Origin of the sequence: Porphyrobacter sp. LM 6 (genome assembly GCF_001720465.1) — a bacterium.
Lineage (GTDB): Bacteria > Pseudomonadota > Alphaproteobacteria > Sphingomonadales > Sphingomonadaceae > Erythrobacter.
Genome location: NZ_CP017113.1, coordinates 2,139,535 through 2,155,584 on the forward strand (window position 1 = coordinate 2,139,535; position 16,050 = coordinate 2,155,584).

At 65.2% G+C, this 16,050-nt stretch carries 14 protein-coding genes; 7 read left to right on the forward strand and 7 right to left on the reverse strand.

The genetic code is table 11. The features are described from left to right. The first annotated feature begins 56 nt into the window (after positions 1–56). From BG023_RS10250 to BG023_RS10265, 4 genes are all read left to right on the forward strand, one after another. Positions 57–842: a uracil-DNA glycosylase family protein gene (locus BG023_RS10250; protein ID WP_190315752.1), complete on the forward strand. Its 786-nt coding sequence runs from the start codon at positions 57–59 to the stop codon at positions 840–842. 2 nt (positions 843–844) lie between these two features. Beyond that, positions 845–2,626, forward strand: a complete 1,782-nt coding sequence (locus BG023_RS10255) for a lytic transglycosylase domain-containing protein (RefSeq protein ID WP_083234649.1) — start codon at positions 845–847, stop codon at positions 2,624–2,626. A gap of 15 nt (positions 2,627–2,641) precedes the next feature. Continuing rightward, positions 2,642–3,172: a molybdenum cofactor biosynthesis protein B gene (gene moaB, locus BG023_RS10260; RefSeq protein WP_069310366.1), complete on the forward strand. Its 531-nt coding sequence runs from the start codon at positions 2,642–2,644 to the stop codon at positions 3,170–3,172. A gap of 108 nt (positions 3,173–3,280) precedes the next feature. Further along, positions 3,281–4,363, forward strand: coding sequence for a PA0069 family radical SAM protein (locus BG023_RS10265; RefSeq protein WP_069310367.1), 1,083 nt, complete (start codon positions 3,281–3,283; stop codon positions 4,361–4,363). Between the two features lie 71 nt (positions 4,364–4,434). Here BG023_RS10265 and BG023_RS10270 read toward each other — a convergent pair whose 3' ends face one another. The 7 genes from BG023_RS10270 to BG023_RS10300 all read right to left on the reverse strand — a co-directional run bounded on the left by BG023_RS10270 (position 4,435) and on the right by BG023_RS10300 (position 13,132). Then, positions 4,435–4,872, reverse strand: a complete 438-nt coding sequence (locus tag BG023_RS10270; protein WP_069310368.1) for a DUF1330 domain-containing protein — start codon at positions 4,870–4,872, stop codon at positions 4,435–4,437. Beyond that, positions 4,869–5,387 carry a GNAT family N-acetyltransferase gene (locus BG023_RS10275; RefSeq protein ID WP_233992984.1) on the reverse strand — a complete coding sequence of 173 codons (519 nt, stop codon included), beginning with the start codon at positions 5,385–5,387 and terminating at the stop codon, positions 4,869–4,871. Before BG023_RS10275 ends, BG023_RS10270 begins: the two co-directional genes overlap by 4 nt. Beyond that, positions 5,380–6,987, reverse strand: a complete 1,608-nt coding sequence (locus BG023_RS10280) for a long-chain fatty acid--CoA ligase (protein WP_069310370.1) — start codon at positions 6,985–6,987, stop codon at positions 5,380–5,382. The genes BG023_RS10275 and BG023_RS10280 overlap by 8 nt, the downstream gene beginning before the upstream one ends. A gap of 141 nt (positions 6,988–7,128) precedes the next feature. After that, complete coding sequence (gene dnaE / locus BG023_RS10285; protein ID WP_069310371.1) at positions 7,129–10,629, reverse strand: DNA polymerase III subunit alpha; 3,501 nt, start codon at positions 10,627–10,629, stop codon at positions 7,129–7,131. A 74-nt stretch (positions 10,630–10,703) separates the two neighbouring features. Then, the gene (locus tag BG023_RS10290; protein WP_069310372.1) at positions 10,704–11,183 is read right to left on the reverse strand and encodes a glutathione peroxidase; all 480 of its coding nucleotides are present in this window, start codon (positions 11,181–11,183) and stop codon (positions 10,704–10,706) included. A 13-nt stretch (positions 11,184–11,196) separates the two neighbouring features. After that, the gene (locus BG023_RS10295; RefSeq protein ID WP_069310373.1) at positions 11,197–11,901 is read right to left on the reverse strand and encodes an ABC transporter ATP-binding protein; all 705 of its coding nucleotides are present in this window, start codon (positions 11,899–11,901) and stop codon (positions 11,197–11,199) included. After that, positions 11,894–13,132, reverse strand: coding sequence for a lipoprotein-releasing ABC transporter permease subunit (locus BG023_RS10300; protein ID WP_069310374.1), 1,239 nt, complete (start codon positions 13,130–13,132; stop codon positions 11,894–11,896). Before BG023_RS10300 ends, BG023_RS10295 begins: the two co-directional genes overlap by 8 nt. 241 nt (positions 13,133–13,373) lie before the next feature. Here BG023_RS10300 and purF point away from each other — a divergent pair, with 241 nt between their 5' ends. The 3 genes from purF to BG023_RS10315 all read left to right on the forward strand — a co-directional run bounded on the left by purF (position 13,374) and on the right by BG023_RS10315 (position 16,046). Beyond that, complete coding sequence (gene purF / locus BG023_RS10305; RefSeq protein WP_069310375.1) at positions 13,374–14,846, forward strand: amidophosphoribosyltransferase; 1,473 nt, start codon at positions 13,374–13,376, stop codon at positions 14,844–14,846. Positions 14,847–14,852: 6 nt separating this feature from the next. Continuing rightward, a complete protein-coding gene (locus tag BG023_RS10310) occupies positions 14,853–15,569 on the forward strand; it encodes an SDR family NAD(P)-dependent oxidoreductase (RefSeq protein WP_069310376.1) in 717 nt (238 codons plus the stop codon). Between the two features lie 129 nt (positions 15,570–15,698). After that, complete coding sequence (locus tag BG023_RS10315; RefSeq protein WP_069310377.1) at positions 15,699–16,046, forward strand: PilZ domain-containing protein; 348 nt, start codon at positions 15,699–15,701, stop codon at positions 16,044–16,046. The last annotated feature ends 4 nt before the right edge of the window (positions 16,047–16,050 follow it).

Below are 16,050 nucleotides of genomic sequence, written 5' to 3' on the forward strand. Positions count from 1 at the left end.
TGGGATTCGGACAGTCAAGACCTGCCTTAATTGGCATGACCGCAGCAGAACCATCCTTGGCCCGCGAATTCGAGGCGGCGCTCGCCTGGTGGCGTGCGGCGGGGGTGGATTGCGACTTTGTGGATGACGCTACGGCGTGGTTGTCAAAGCCACGCAAAGTTGAGTCGCAGGGCAGCCCAGCCGAGCGCGCTGCAGGCAGCACCGCAGTGCTGGTCCCCTGCGATATTGTTGCCGGCAGCGCCGCTCCCCTCCTACCCGACACTGCCGAACCGGCTACGCTCATGCGCCGCGACTGGCTGGGCGAATCGCCCCCCGCTAATCTGGATGCGTTCCACGGCTGGTGGATCGAGACCCTCGATCTTGCGCAATCCCGCAGTTTTCCAAGGGTACTCCCGCGCGGGCCGCGGGGCGCGAAGCTTATGGTGTTGGTACCCCAACCCGAGATGAACGACACCGGCATCCTGCTTTCCGGGCCGCAGGGTCGCCTCCTCGCCAACATCCTTGCCGCCATGGGGCTGGATGAAAGCGAAGTCTACATCGCCTCGGCGCTCCCCGCGCACACGCCGATGGCCGATCTTCCGGCGCTGGCGGCGGGCGGGATGGATGCGGTGACCGCGCTGCACATCACGCTGGCACAGCCGCAGCGCCTGCTGCTCCTCGGCATTCCGCTCGAGCCTATGCTCGCCCCGCTTGCCCCGCCGGACGAAACTCCTTTACGGGGAATTAACTATAACGGCGCAAACACTCCGGTGATGGTCAGCGAAGCGCTCGACGCAATGCTGGATATGCCGCCGCTCAAGACCCGGTTCTGGAAGAGATGGATAGAATGGTCAGCCGCTTGAACATGCAATCGCGTGCCGCACTGGCCGCCCTTGCGTTGACGGGCGCGTTGACAGGGCTGGCACTGCCGGTCGCGGCGCAGGCGGAGCAGGCGCAATCGGCCGGTTCGCTGGTCGCGCGCTGGAACGGCGGCGCTGCGGCATCCGATGTGGTCACCCCTATGCTCGCTCAGGACGAGCGCGAGCATTACCGCAAGCTCTTCGCCGCGATCGACGCCGAGGAATGGAGCGTGGTCGAAGCGCTGCTGGTCGAACGCAACGACGGGCTGCTGACCCCGATCGCGCGCGCCGAATATTACACCCACGCCAACAGCCCCAAGGTCTCTCCCGAACAGATCACCGCCTGGTTCAACGCGGGCACCGAACTGCCGCAGGCCGACCAGATCGCCCGCATGGGCGCCAAACGCGGGGTGACCGAGCTGCCCGCGCTGCCCCAGCCGCAGGGCTTTGCCCGCCAGCCCTATGCGCCCAAGCGCATCCTTCCGCGCCCTGTCAGCGATGGCACCATGCCGGCCGAAACCGCCACCCTGATCCTTGAAGCGATCAAGGCCGACAATCCCGCCGAAGCCCAGCGCCTCCTGACCGAGGCGGATCTGCTGCTCTCCAGCGATGCGCGCGCCGAATGGCGCCAGCGCGTGGCGTGGAGCTATTACATCGAGAACAACGATGCCGCCGCGCTCGATCTCGCCCGCACCGTTGCCGAAGGCACGGGCGAATGGGTCGCCGAAGGATCGTGGACCGAAGGGCTTGCCGCGTGGCGGCTGGGCCAGTGCGCCGCCGCAGGCGATGCCTTTGCCCGCACCGCCGCGCGCGCGAACAATGTCGAACTCGCGGCCGCTGCGCATTACTGGGCCCACCGCGCCGCCGTGCGTTGTCGCCAGCCGGGCGAGGCCGAGCAGCACCTCGCCGCCGCCGCGCAGATGGACGAAACGCTCTACGGGATGCTCGCCGCCGACCAGCTCGGGATCGAGCTGCCCGCCCACGCCCCGCCGCGCGCTTTCAGCCGCGCCGATTGGGACCAGCTGGCGCGCCGCAACAATGTCCGCATCGCTGTTGCGCTGACCGAGATCGGGCGCCCCGCGCTCGCCGATGAAGTGCTCCGCCACGAAGCGCAGATCGGCCCTTCGCGGCAATATGATGCGCTTGCGCGGCTGGCGCGCGAGCTTGGTCTTCCCGCCACGCAATTGTTCATGGCGCACAACGCGCCCTACGGCACCCGCAGCGATCCGTCGCTCCGCTTCCCCGTCGCACGCTGGCAGCCGGTTGATGGCTGGCAGGTCGATCCCGCACTGGCCTTTGCCCATGCGCTGCAAGAATCGAACTTCCGCGCCACCGCAGTCAGCCCGGCCAATGCGCGCGGTCTAATGCAGATCACCCCGATCACCGTGCGCCAGCACGCGCCGACGCTCAACATGAGCGCACCGCAGGTCAATCTCGATGATCCGGCGGTCAATCTCGCCTTCGGCCAGCGCAATCTCGAAATGCTGCGCGATGCGCCGGCGACCGGCGGGCTGCTGCCCAAGATCATGGCCGCCTATAACGCGGGCCTCACGCCGGTCGCGCGCTGGAACCTCGAGATCAACGACCAGAACGATCCGCTGCTGTGGATGGAATCGATCCCCTATTGGGAAACGCGCGGCTATGTCGCAATCGTGATGCGGAACTACTGGATGTATGAACGCGCAGCGGGCCTGCCCTCGCCCAGCCGCCGTGCGCTGGCGCAGGGTCGCTGGCCGGAATTCCCACGCGCAGGCAACACCTTCCGCTCCGCCTTTCTCGAACCCTGAGGGCTGGAACCCGACATGGCGATTGACGCAACCCGCACCTTCAAGCCGATCAATATCGCGGTGCTGACCGTGTCCGACACGCGCACGGCGGAGAACGACACCTCGGGCGATATCCTCGCCGAGCGGGTGGTTTCGGCTGGGCACAATCTCGCCGCGCGGATGATCGTGAAGGACGATGCCAAGCTTCTCGCCGCGCAGTTCGATGCGTGGATCGATGATCCGGCGATTGATGCGGTGGTGAGCACCGGCGGCACCGGCCTCACAGGCCGCGACGTGACGCCCGAGGCGCTCTCGATGATCGCAGGCGCGCGCGACATTCCCGGCTTTGGCGAGCTGTTCCGCTGGCTCAGCTTCAAGTCCATCGGCACCAGCACGGTGCAATCGCGCGCCTGCGCGGTGGTGGCGCGGGGGACCTATATCTTTGCCCTGCCCGGATCGAACGGCGCGGTGAAGGACGGGTGGGACGGCATCCTCGCCGAGCAGCTCGATAGCCGCAACCGGCCGTGCAACTTCGTGGAACTGATGCCGCGGCTGAAGGAAGTTTGAGCGGGCGCCAACTGGTGTTTCCAGACCCCCTCTAGACCCCCCTTAGACCCACTCTAGACCCCTCCTTGCCTCTGTGCAGAGCTTGGCAAAAGGGCGTTTGTTCCGTAAATGTTCCACGTGGAACATTTTGTCAAAGGACGCGGCGCGCAATCGGGGGCTGTCCCCACCCGCTTCGGCCTCGCCACCCGCGAGGTCGACGGCGACTGGCGTGATTACGTGCAGATGCTGGATGGCCCGCCGGTCAAACTGCGCACCACCGTGACCGAGGAACTCCCCAAATCGATCCTCACCTTCAACCAGTCCCCCGATGTCCCCTTCGACCGCTCGATCAACGCCTATCGCGGGTGCGAGCACGGCTGCGTCTACTGCTTCGCGCGCCCTACCCACGCCTATCACGATCTTTCGCCGGGACTGGATTTCGAGACAAAGCTGTTCGCCAAGCCAGATGCGGCAATGCTCCTCCGCAAGACACTGGCGAAAAAGGGTTATTCGCCAAAGCCGATCGCAATGGGCACCAATACCGACCCCTATCAGCCGATCGAGCGCAACTACCGGATCACCCGCCAGATCCTCGAAGTCTGCCTCGAAACGCGCCACCCCGTCACCATCACCACCAAGTCCGATCGCGTGCTGATGGATGCCGATCTGCTGACGGAACTGGCGCGCGAGAAGCTGGTGGCGGTCTCGATCTCGGTCACCACGCTCGATCCGGTGCTCTCCGCCAAGTTGGAGCCGCGCTGCGCTGCCCCTGCCAAACGGCTGGTAGCACTGGGAGAACTGGTCGAACTGGGCGTGCCGGTGCATTGCTCGCTTTCGCCGATCATCCCGGCAATCACAGATGAATTCATAGAAGCCACCATCGCCCGCATCGGCGCGCTGGGCGTGCAGAGCGCCAACTGGATCCCATTGCGCTTGCCCCACGAAGTCGCGCCGCTGTTCCGCGAATGGCTTGGCGTTCACTACCCCGAGCGCGCCAGCAAGGTGATGGGGATCGTGCGGGAGATGCGAGGGGGCCGCGACAACGACCCCAACTTCCACAGCCGCTTCAACCCGCAAGGCGTATGGGCCGACCTGATCCGCGCGCGCTTCCGGGTGGCGTGCAGGAAGGCGGGGATCGGGAAAGCGCGCTTCGAACTGGATTGCTCGCGCTTCCGGGCGCCCGAGGTGGGCGGGCAGTTGCGGTTGCTCTGAGAACTCACACCGTCATCCCGGCCCCCGAGCCGGGACCCCGGATCAAGTCCGGGGCGACGAAAGGTGGCCTCTTACCCGAACCCCTCCCCCGCTTCACCCGGAGCGAAGCGCACCAGGCGGCTATCGACCAGCGCGGCGGTGCGGTTGACCACGGCGAGTTGGTAATCCGGGTCCTTGATCATCGCAAAGAAGGCGCCCGCGTTGGGATATTGCGCGATGAAAGCATCGTGCCAGCGCTCACCCTCGGGGCCGGTGACCACGGTTTCAAACTGCCCGCGCCAGATGATCTGGCCGCCGAGCCGCCGGAAGATTGGGCCGCTGGTTGCACCATATTCCTCATAGGCCCGCCGCCCGCTCCAGCCCTTGCCCGCGTGTTCGTGGCCTTCGGGATACTCCGCCACGTCGCGGTAGAGCAGCAGGTTGAGCATGTTGATCGGCCTATCACGCGGCAGGTCCTTGAAGGCCTGGAAGTTCGCGGGCGAGGGATCGATATAGGTCTCGCAGGTCATTGCTGGGGTTCCTCCTCCCTGAGGTCGCGTTGCATATACACGGTATCGAGCAAGCGCCCGAATTTGCGCCCGACATTGCGCATCCGCCCGGCATGGACAAAGCCGCACTTGGCATGGAGCGCGACCGAGGCGGGCTCGCCCCCGCCCACCACCGCGATCATCTGTTCAAATCCGCTCGCGCGCGCGGCCTCGATCAGCGCGCTCAGCAACGCCGTCCCGATCCCGCCACCGCGAGCCGCGTGCGACACATAGATGCTGTCCTCGCAGGTATGGGCATAGGCGGCGCGGTCGCGGAAGCGGGCGGCGTAGGCATAGGCAACCACCCCGCCGTTACGCTCGGCGACCAGAAAGGGGTGCCCGCGCGCGGCGAAGTCGGTGATCTTGGCTTCCCAAGCCGACGCGCCGGGAGCTTCCATGTCGAAGGTCGCCGTGCCGTTGGCAACGTGCCAGGCATAGATATCGCAAACGGCCTGCGCGTCCGAGACAGCCGCAGGCCGGATGACGCAATCAGCCAAGCTTGTAGTCCGCAAACCGGTCGCGCAGGTCCTTCTTGCTGATCTTGCCCGTCGCAGTGTGCGGGATGTCATCGACGAACTCGACCGCATCGGGCAGCCACCACTTGGCGATCAGCGGTTTCAGGTGCTCGATGATGTCCTCGCCGCTCACCTCGGCGCCTGCCTTCTTCACGACGAACAAAACAGGGCGTTCGTCCCACTTGGGGTGGTAGATGCCGATGCAGGCGGCTTCGGCCACCGCCGGATGCCCGCAGGCGGCGTTTTCGAGTTCGACCGAGCTGATCCACTCGCCGCCCGACTTGATCACGTCCTTGGTGCGGTCGGTCAGCTGCAACGTGCCATCCGGGTGGAGGATGCCGACGTCACCGGTGTCGAACCAGCCATCATTGTTGGTCGCGTCCTTCTCCGCCTTGAAGTAGCGGCGGATCACCCACGGCCCGCGAATCTGGAGCGCGCCCGAAGTCTTCCCGTCGCGCGGCAGTTCGGTGGTCATGTCGTCGAGATCAACGGTGCGCAGCTGCACACCGAAAATCGGGCGGCCCTGCATCGCGGTCTTCTCGACCTTTTCCTCGAGGGTGAGCTGGTCCCAATCCCAGGTCGGCCCGCCGACGGTGCCGATCGGTGAAGTTTCGGTCATGCCCCAGGCGTGCTGGACGCGGGTGCCGTTCCTGAGCAGCCGCTCGATCATGAAGCGCGGGCAGGCCGAACCGCCGATGGTCGCGGCCTTCAGCGGAGGGAGATCGAGCCCGTTCGCATCGCAATACTGGAAGTGGGCGAGCCACACGGTCGGCACGCCGGCTGAATCGGTCACACCCTCGCGCAGCATCAGATCGTGCAGCACGGCCGGATCATTGACCGCCGAGAACACGAACTTGATCCCCGCCATCGCGCCCGCATAGGGCAAGCCCCAGCTCGCCGCGTGGAACATCGGCACAACCGGGAGCATGACCGAGGAGCTCGAGAAATTGAACGCCGCCGGTTGCAGCCCCGCGAGCGCGTGGAGCACGGTCGAGCGGTGTTCGTATTGCACGCCCTTGGGATTGCCGGTGGTGCCGGAGGTGTAGCAGATCATGCAAGGGTCGGTTTCCGGCCCCATTACCCACTCGAAATCGCCGTCCTGCGCGCCGATCCAGTCCTCGAACGCGGGCGAATGCGCGCCGCTGTCGTAGCAGATGTAATGCTCGACCGTCGGCCAGCGATCGCGCATCCGGTCAACGATCGGCTGGAAGGCCGCATCGTAGCACAGCACCCGGTCTTCGGCGTGGTTGACGATATACTCGAGCTGGTCGTCGAACAGGCGCGGGTTCACGGTGTGCAGCACCCCGCCCATCCCTGCGACGCCATACCAGCTGACGAGGTGACGGGAGTGGTTCATCGCCAGGCTCGCGACCTTGTCACCCGGCTTGAGACCGAGCGCCTTCAGTGCTTGCGCCATCTTGAGGGCATCGCGGCGGATCCCGGCCCAGTTGGTGCGGGTCTCGCTGCCATCGGCCCAGCGGCTGACGATCTCGCGCTCCGGCGCTTCGCGCGCGGCGTGATCGATCACGGCGGTCACTCGCATCGTCCAGTCCTGCATTGCCCCGAGCCTGTTTCCGGCCATTGCTGTCTCTCTCCTGCAATTGTCGCGCGCAGGTCCCCGCCCGCGCGCGTGATGATGTATCAAGCGCACTTCATGCCTTCGCCCTTGCCGCTTGGCAATCGCCCGCGAGCAGGTTTCGGATGCGGTCGCAGCGGTGCCTTGTCAGGCGACGAGACGCAGGTTGGCGCGCTTCTTGAGCGGCACCAGCGAAACATTGGCGATCCCCTCGACCGCCGCCAGCCGCTCGGCCAGTTCGCCATTGAGCACGAAGCTGCTGCCAAGGCGCATCCGTGCCTGCCCACCGTCAGCCAGCGCAAGTCGGACGATCACCTCGCCAGTGCCGGTCGGACGATCGCCCCGAGCCGTCCCAAGCTCGATCTGGAGTTCGCGCAAGGCCTCGACCGAAGTGATATCGGCGCTGAGTTGCATTGCGGTCGCGCCGCTCACCGCTGCCAGCGGACGCGCGCCGCGCACGGTGAGGCGAGGCGGCTCGTCGGGGTTGGGCGCGTCGAGCTCGACTGTCAGCAGCAGGCATTCGCCGTCCTGCGCCCAGCGCTCGAACTGCGGCACCAGCGCTTCCTCGAAGCAAGCAGCCGAGAACTGGCCCGAGGAATCGGAGAAGTCCGCCCGTACGAAGGTGCCGCCCTTGCGGGTGCGCGCCTTGGTGATGCCTTCGACCAGCGCCGCCATCTGTGCCGATCCGCGCCCGCCGGGAGGCGCGCCAGCTTCCATCAGGCTCTGATAGGTGCGCGCGCCATTGGCCGAGGCGACATCGCGATATTGCTGCACCGGGTGGGCGGAGAAGTAGAAGCCGAAGTTCTCGCGCTCCTTCGCCATACGCTCGGTGCGGCTCCACGGCTCGGCCGGTTGCAGACGCAGATCGTCGACCGCCGCATCGTCGCCGCCGAACAGGCCCGCCTGCCCGCTCGATCTTTCGCGCATCGCCGCATCCGCCACCGCCATCAGCATATCGGCATTGGCGTAAAGCAGGCCGCGGTCCGGCTCGAGCGCATCAAGCGCGCCCGCACAGATCAGTCCTTCCAGCTGGCGGCGGTTCATCGTGCCCTGCGGCAGCCGCTCGAACAGATCCTTAAGGCTGGCGAAGGGCCCGCCCGCCGCCCGCTCTGCGACGATCGCGTCCATCGCCTTCTCGCCGACATTGCGGATGCCTGCCAGCGCATAGCGCACCGCATAGCCCGTGTCGGTCTGCTCGACAGTGAACTCGGCGTGGCTGGCGTTGATATCGGGCGCCAGCACCTCGACGCCCCCGTTGCCGTTCGGATAACGCCGCGCATCATCGACGAAGACGCTGAGCTTTTCCGACTGGTGCATGTCGAAGCACATTGAAGCGGCGTAGAATTCTTCCGGATAATGCGCCTTGAGCCACGCGGTCTGGTAAGCGAGCAGCGCGTAGGCGGCAGCGTGCGATTTGTTGAAGCCATAGCCGGCGAACTTGTCGATCAAGTCGAACAGCTCGTTCGCGCGCTTGGCATCGATGTCCGAGACCGCCTTGCAGCCTTCGACGAAGCGGCCGCGCTGGGCGTCCATCTCGGCCTGCACCTTCTTGCCCATCGCGCGGCGCAAGAGGTCTGCATCGCCGAGCGAATACCCGGCAAGCACCTGCGCGGCCTGCATCACCTGTTCCTGATAGACGAAGATGCCGTAGGTTTCCGACAGGATGCCTTCGAGCTTTTCGTGCGGGTATTCGATCGGCACCACGCCCGCCTTGCGCTGGCCGAACAGCGGGATGTTGTCCATCGGGCCGGGGCGGTAGAGCGAGACGAGCGCGATGATGTCGCCGAAATTGGTCGGCTTCACCGCCTTCAGCGTGCGCCGCATCCCTTCCGATTCCAGCTGGAACACGCCCACGGTGTTACCCGCCTGCATCAGGCTGTAGACCGCCGGATCATCGAGCGCCAGCGCGCCCAGATCGATCGTGATGCCGCGCTGTTCGAGCAGATCGACCGCCTTGCGCAGCACCGAGAGGGTCTTGAGGCCGAGGAAGTCGAACTTCACCAGACCCGAGCTTTCGACATACTTCATGTCGAACTGCGTCACCGGCATGTCCGAGCGCGGATCGCGGTAGAGCGGCACAAGCTGCGCCAGCGGGCGATCGCCGATCACCACACCCGCCGCGTGGGTGGAGGAATTGCGCGGCAGGCCTTCGAGCTGCATCGCCAGGTCGACGAGGCGCTTCACCTCGCCATCATTGTCGTATTCACGCCGGAAATCCGCCGCCCCGTTGAGCGCGCGGGGCAGCGGCCACGGGTCGGTCGGGTGGTTGGGCACCATCTTGCACAGGCGATCCACCTGCCCGTAGCTCATCTGCAAAATGCGTCCGCAATCGCGCAGCACCGCACGCGCCTTGAGCTTGCCGAAGGTGATGATCTGCGCGACGTGATCGCTGCCGTATTTGCGCTGCACGTAGCGGATCACCTCGCCGCGCCGCGTTTCGCAGAAGTCGATATCGAAGTCGGGCATCGACACGCGTTCGGGGTTGAGGAAGCGTTCGAACAGCAGCCCAAGCCGGATCGGATCGAGATCGGTGATGGTGAGCGCCCAGGCCACCGCGGAGCCCGCACCCGAACCACGCCCCGGCCCCACCGGAATACCCTGATCCTTGGCCCACTTGATGAAGTCGGCCACGATCAGGAAGTAGCCGGGGAAGCCCATCTTCACGATCACGTCGATCTCGAATTCGAGGCGGTCAAAGTAGACCTTGCGCTCTTCCTCGGTGAGATCGGGATAGGCGGCGAGGCGTTCTTCCAGACCTTTGCGCGAATCCTCCGCCAGCATCCGCGCTTCGCCCGCCAGGTCACCTGCAAGGCTCGGCAGGATCGGCTTGCGATAGGGCGGCGCAAAGGCGCAGCGCTGAGCGATGACGAGGGTATTGGCGGTCGCTTCGGGCAGATCGGCGAAGGCCTCGTCCATCATGCTCGCCGATTTGACGAAGGCCTGCGGGTTCGAGCGCGGGCGATCATCGGCCTCGATCTGGGTCGAATGGGCGATGCACAGCATGGCGTCATGCGCCTTGTGCATATGCGGTTCGGCGAAGTTGGCAGGGTTGGTCGCCACCAGCGGGAGATCGCGGGCATAGGCGAGATCGACCAACGCCTCGTCCGCACGCGCGCAGACCGGATCGCCGTGGCGGGCGAGTTCGACGTAAAGCCGCCCAGGGAACAGCATCTCCAGCCGGTCAGCCAGCCGCGCCGCGGCATCGTGCTGGCCTTCCGCCAGCAGGCGGGTCAGCCCGCCCTCGCCCGCACCGGTCAGCGCAATCAGCCCATCGGTGCGGCCTTCAAGCGCGCCCAGCGTGACGTGCGGATCAAGCTCCAGCGGGCGATCAAGGTGCGCCGAGGAGACCAGATGGCACAGGTTGTTATAGCCCGTATCGTCCTGCGCGAAGAGCGGCAGGTAATCGACCGTCCGCGCCTCGTCACCCCGTGCGACCCCCAGCAAGGCGCCGATGATGGGCTGCACGCCCTCGCTCTTGCACGCAGCGGCAAAGGCCATGATCCCGTAAAGCCCGTTGCGGTCGCAGATGGCGATCGCGGGAAAGCCGCGTTCCTTGGCGAGCTTGGCAATATCCTTCGGATCGATCGCCCCTTCGAGCATCGAATAGGACGACAGCACGCGCAGAGGGACGAACGGGGCGAACGGCATGGCGCATAGTGTAGGAATTTGCGCCGATTCCGGAAGCGCTCGCCCCGTCTAATTCTCCACAGGGCGGGGATAAATCAGAGCAGCGCTTCGATGTCCTTGGCGATCGCCTCGGGCTTGTCGGTCGGGCCGTAGCGCTTCACGACATTGCCCTGCCGGTCGATCAGGAACTTGGTGAAGTTCCACTTGATCGAGGTCGAGCCCATCAGGCCCTTGGCTTCCTTTTTCATCCAGTCATAGAGCGGCGAGGCATTGGCGCCGTTGACGTCGATCTTGGCCATCAGCGGGAAGGTGACGCCAAAGTTGATCTTGCAGAACTGCTCGATCTCGTCGGCATTGCCGGGTTCCTGCGCGCCGAACTGGTTGCAGGGAAAACCCAGCACTTCAAAGCCCTTGTCCTTGTAATCCTGATAGAGCTTCTCAAGTCCGTCATACTGCGGAGTGAAGCCGCACTTGCTGGCGGTGTTGACCACCAGCAGCACCGTGCCGAGCTTGTCCTTGAGGTCGAGCGCCTGCCCGCGGTTGGTGGTGACGGTGAAATCGGCAATCGTCGTCATGTCGGTGATCCCCTCAAAAAGCTCTGCGTCCAAGTCCTTCGCTCAGCACGCCATCGTGCAGCCGCACCACGCGGTCCATCCGGGCGGCGAGCCGTTCGTTGTGTGTGGCGACCAGCGCCGCGCTGCCCTCGCCCCGCACCAGCGCGAGGAACTGGCCGAGCACAGTGTCGGAGGTGTGCTCGTCGAGATTGCCGGTCGGCTCGTCCGCCAGCACCAGCGTCGGCCGGTTGGCAAGCGCGCGGGCAACGGCCACGCGCTGCTGCTCGCCGCCCGAAAGCTGGCTCGGGCGGTGGGTCAACCGCTCGCCGAGACCGAGGCTGGTGAGCAGGCTGTCGGCGCGCGCCTCGGCCGCCTCGCGATCAACCCCGCGGATCATCTGCGGCATCACCACGTTTTCGCGCGCGTTGAAATCGGGCAGCAGGTGGTGGAACTGGTAGACGAAGCCCAGGTGATCGCGCCGCAGCCGGGTGCGCTCGTCCCCCGCCAGCGCCTCGGCCTGTTCGCCCGCAAGGCTGATCGAACCTTCGAACCCGCCTTCGAGCAGGCCGATCGCCTGAAGCATGGTCGATTTGCCCGAGCCCGATGGCCCCAGCAGCGCGACAATCTCGCCCGGCATGATGTCGAGATCGACCCCGCGCAGCACCTCGATGCGCTCTCCGCCCTGTTCAAAGGCGCGCTTGAGCCCCTTGAGCGAAACAATTGGCGCGCCGCTATTCATAACGTAGCACCTGCACCGGATCGGTATTGGCCGCCTTGAGTGCGGGGTAGAGCGTCGCAAGGAAGCTCAGCCCCAGCGCGAGCGCGACAATCCCGACCACTTCCCACGGATCTGTCCGCGAAGGCAGCGTCGAGAGGAAGCGCACCTCCGGATCCCAGATTTCCTGCCCGGTGGTAAAGGCGATGAAGGAGACAATCTGTTCGCGGAAGAACAGGATGATCGAGCCCAGCACCAGCCCGATGGCGGTGCCGATGGCACCCACCGTACTGCCCGTCGTGACGAAAATCTTGAGCAAGGACCGCCGGGTCGCGCCCATCGTCCGCATGATCGCGATGTCCCGCGTCTTGGCGCGCACCAGCATCACGAGGCTCGAAAGGATGTTGAACGCGGCCACCAGCACCATGAAGGACAGCGCGAAGAACATCGCCACGCGCTCGACCTGCAAGGCTTCGAACAGGGCGGAGTTGATCGTCTTCCAGTCAGAAATCACCGCACGGCCCACCAGCCGGTCGGACACGGGCTTGAGGATTTCGGCAACGCGGTCGGGATCATCGACAGTGACTTCGATCATCCCGATCGAATCGCCCATCAACAGCAGCGTCTGCGCGTCCTTGATCGGCAGCACCACGAACTTCTGGTCATAGTCGTAGATGCCCACCTCGAAGATCGCGCCGACTTCATAACCGACCTGCCGGATCGATGTGCCGAACGGCGTGGCGCGCCCCTGGGGATTGATGATGGTGATGGTGTCGCCGACGCGGATGCCGAGATTCTCCGCCAGCCGCATCCCGATTGCCACCCGGCCCGATCCGTCGCGCAGGGTGTTGATGTCGCCCAGCACCACCTTGTCGCCGAGCGCGGCGATATCCTTGTCGACCTGACCGCGCAGGAAGATCGCCTCGACCCGGCCGCCATAGCTGGTGAGCAAGGGCTGTTCGATCAGCGGCGAGGCATCGCGCACCTCGGGCGTGCGCTTGAGATTGGCGAGCACGCTTTCCCAATTATCCAGCCGGCCGCCATAGGCCTGCACGATCGCATGCCCGTTCAATCCGACGATCTTGTCGAGCAGCTCGGCGCGAAAACCGTTCATCACGCTCATCACCACGACCAGCAACGCGACCGAAAGCGCCACAACGCCGACCGAAATGCCCGCGACAAGCGCGATGAACGCCTCCCCCTTGCCGGGCCAGAGGTAGCGTTTGGCGATCATCCATTCGAACGGTGAGAGCATGAGAGGTGAAGGCTGCCCGTTGTCTGCTGAATGCTGCCTGTAGAGTGCGGGCGCAAACGCCGCAATCCTGTCGCTGCCTGTGTCCCCCGTCCCCTGCCCCGATCCGCATTGGTTCACGATCAGCAAAAAGGCGGGCATCGCCCCCACGCTTTCCCTTGTAATTGATCCGTCACATCGCCATTGGGGCGGTGCGCTCCGGCGGCAATCGACACGGACAGGTCTGGTGATGCCGATGACACCCATGAATGTGACTCATCCCTTCCTCGACGCGGATGGCGACAAGCTGCGCGAGGAATGCGGTATTTTCGGTGTGATCAACCACTCCGATGCCGCCGCGGCGACTGCGCTCGGCCTCCACGCGCTCCAGCATCGCGGGCAGGAAGCGGCGGGAATCGTCAGCTTCGACGGCAAGGAATTCTACGCCCGCCGCGGGCTTGGCCATGTCGCCGAGAATTTCTCCTCGTCCGATGCCATCGCCGGTCTGCCGGGCCACATGGCCGCCGGGCACGTGCGCTATTCGACCACCGGTGGTTCGGGCCTCCGGAACGTCCAGCCGCTCTATGCCGATCTTGCCAGCGGCGGTTTTGCCGTGGCGCATAACGGCAATATCTCGAACGCGATGAGCCTGCGCACCGATCTGGTGAACAAGGGTTCGATCTTCCAGTCGACGTCCGATACCGAGGTGATCATCCACCTCGTAGCCACCAGCCGCTATCCGACGATTGCAGACCGGCTGGTCGATGCCCTGCGGCTCGTCGAAGGCGCCTATGCGCTGATCGTGATGACCCCCGAAGGCATGATCGGCTGCCGCGATCCGCTCGGCATCCGTCCGCTGGTGATGGGCCGCATGGGTGAAGCGATCCTGTTCGCCTCGGAAACCGTCGCCTTCGACGTGGTCGGCGCCGAAGTGATCCGCGAAGTCGAGCCGGGCGAGCTGGTGATGGTCGATTTCTCGGGCGAGATCCGCTCGGTGCGCCCCTTCGGCAGTCCGCCGGCGCGCCCGTGCATCTTCGAACACGTCTATTTCAGTCGCCCCGATAGCGTCTTTGCGGGCCGCTCGGTCTACGAAGCGCGCAAGGCCATCGGCATGGAACTGGCGATCGAAGCCCCTTGCGAGGCCGATCTGGTGGTGCCGGTTCCGGACAGCGGCGTGCCGGCCGCAATCGGCTTTGCCCAGCAATCGGGCATCCCCTTCGAACTCGGCATCATCCGTTCGCACTATGTCGGGCGCACCTTCATCCAGCCCGGCGACGGCGCGCGCCATTCCAGCGTCAAGCGCAAGCACAACGCCAACCGCGCGCTCGTCGAAGGCAAGCGCATCGTGCTGATCGACGATTCGATCGTGCGCGGCACCACCTCGCTCAAGATCGTCGAGATGATGCGCGAAGCGGGCGCGGCGGAAGTCCACTTCCGCGTCGCCAGCCCGCCGACCGCGCATTCCTGCTTCTACGGCGTCGACACGCCCGAACGCTCCAAGCTGCTGGCAGCGCGCATGGCGCTCGATCCGATGCGCGAGTTCATCAAGGCAGACAGTCTGGCCTTCATCTCGATTGACGGGCTTTACCGCGCGGTCGGCAAGCAAGGGCGCGATGCCGGGTGCCCGCAATTCTGTGACGCCTGCTTCACCGGCGAGTATCCGACCAGCCTCACCGATCTCGCACTCGCCGAGCAGAACGCCGCCGAGCTCCCCTTCGCCGACCCCAAGGCTGCCTGAGACACCATGACCGATACAACCAAACCGCTTTCCGGGCGCACTGCGCTTGTCACCGGCGCAAGCCGCGGCATCGGCGCTGCGACCGCCAAGGCGCTCGCCGCTGCGGGCGCGCACGTCATTCTGGTGGCCCGCAAGGTCAAGGCGCTCGAAGCGGTCGAGGATGAAATCCACGGCCTCGGCGGCACCTCGACCATCGCCCCGCTCGATCTGACCGAACCCGATGCTGTCACCCGGCTCGCCAATGCCATCGCTGGACGCTGGCAGACGCTCGACATCATGGTGCTGGCCGCAGCCTACCTGCCCGAACTGACCCCGGCCTCGCAGATGGAGCCCAAGCAGTTCAATCAGGCGCTGCTCACCAATGTTGTTTCCACCCAGGCGCTGATCGCCGGGTTCGACCCGCTGCTGCGCCGCGCCGAGGCGGGCCGGATCATCGGTCTCACCAGCAGCGTCGCCAACGCGCCGCGGCCCTATTGGGGCGCTTATAGTGCAACCAAGGCCGCGTTCGAGAACCTGCTGGAAACCTATGCCGCCGAAGTCGAACGCCTCAGCCCGCTGCGGGTGGCGATCATCGATCCGGGCGCAACCCGCACCGAAATGCGCGCCCGCGCCTATCCCGGGGAAGACCCGCAGAGCGTGAAAGCGCCCGAAGTGGTGGCTGATCGGCTCGTCGCGCTGCTCACCGAAGGCTTCGACGGATTGCACCGCGAACGCATCGGCTGATTTTCCCCGCGTGCTTATGCGGCTGTTAACCTCTTTGTGACATGCCTTGTTAGGCGTTTCATGGGCAAGGTCCTCCCGGACCAAAAGAAACCCGTGAGACCAAAGGCAAAGTTTACAAGGTTGACACCAATGGCGCTCAATTCAGATGCCTATCGCCTGGCCGCGCAGGAAGATCGCTGCGCGCCGCGCACCCGTCTCACTATCCCGGCGACTTTGCGCGCCTCGGGCGGCCGCGCCTTTCAAAGCGTGGTCCATGATCTGTCGATCTCGGGCTTTTCGGCCGCTTCGATCAACCGGATGCACGAAGGTCAGCTGTGCTGGCTGACGCTGCCCGGGCTCGAATCGCTGCAGGCCGAAGTGGTGTGGTGGGACAACTGCATTGTCGGTTGTGCCTTCACCGAGCTTTTGAGCCCGATCGTGCACGACAACATCCTGCAGCGCTACAGCAACGTCGGCGTTTACCGCAACGTGATCTGAGCCC